Source organism: Neoluteolibacter marinus (assembly GCF_014904755.1).
Classification (GTDB): Bacteria; Verrucomicrobiota; Verrucomicrobiia; order Verrucomicrobiales; family Akkermansiaceae; genus Haloferula; species Haloferula marina.
In genome coordinates this window covers 1-690 of record NZ_JACZFQ010000160.1, presented here as the reverse complement: position 1 = coordinate 690, position 690 = coordinate 1, and the positions used below count along the sequence as shown (strand labels likewise).

General features: G+C 68.7%; 1 protein-coding gene. It reads right to left on the bottom strand.

The window, feature by feature from the left end; all coding sequences use genetic code 11:
• Positions 1-135 precede the first annotated feature (135 nt).
• A partial coding sequence (locus IG178_RS25760) for a DUF6242 domain-containing protein (protein WP_226895743.1) occupies positions 136-690 on the bottom strand: 555 nt, incomplete at its 5' end.

The window sequence follows — 690 nt, the reverse complement described above, 5'->3', positions numbered from 1 at the left end:
CCTGCGGCGCTCATCACCGAGCCCGTCCCCTGGCACTTAGGGGCCTCGCTCATAGTCGTCTCCCTGATGTTGTCTTGTCGGGGTGGGGCCCGCCCGGTGGGCATTCTCGGCCCTGGTCAGCTCACAGCCCAGCTGTCACAGCAGCTGCTGTGTGGTCGCTCCCCCGTCCACCGTGCGCAGCACCTGGTTTTCTGCCATCAGCAGCGCTTCTACGTCACCGTCATCGGTGCAACTGGCGCCCAGGGCGGTGACCTCCCCGATGGGTTCTTGGCTGGAGGTCCAGTTCGCCCCGGCATCGGTGCTGGTCAGCAGGCGCCCGTCGATCCCTGTGGCGACGATGGTGCGGTCGTCGGCCCAGGCCACCAGTGAGGCCAGCTGGGGGGTGTTCAGGGGGGACCAGCTGGCCCCGTCGTCGGTGGAACGGAGCACGCCGTTTTCCGTGGTGGCCAGCACCGCCCCCGATTTCGGGGACACAGCCAGGGAAGCGGGGGCGGAGGGGATAGTGCGCATCTGCCAGGTGCGCCCCTCGGGGCTGAACCGAAGTTGCCCATCGAAGGCGATGATCCCGGCGGGGCCAGCAGCCAGGGCGTGGAAATCCGATTCCCCACCGCGAGAGAGCACGCTCCAGCTCTGCCCGCCGTCGGTGGACTCTGCCAGCCCCAATGGCTCGGGTAGGTCTACACCCGGGCC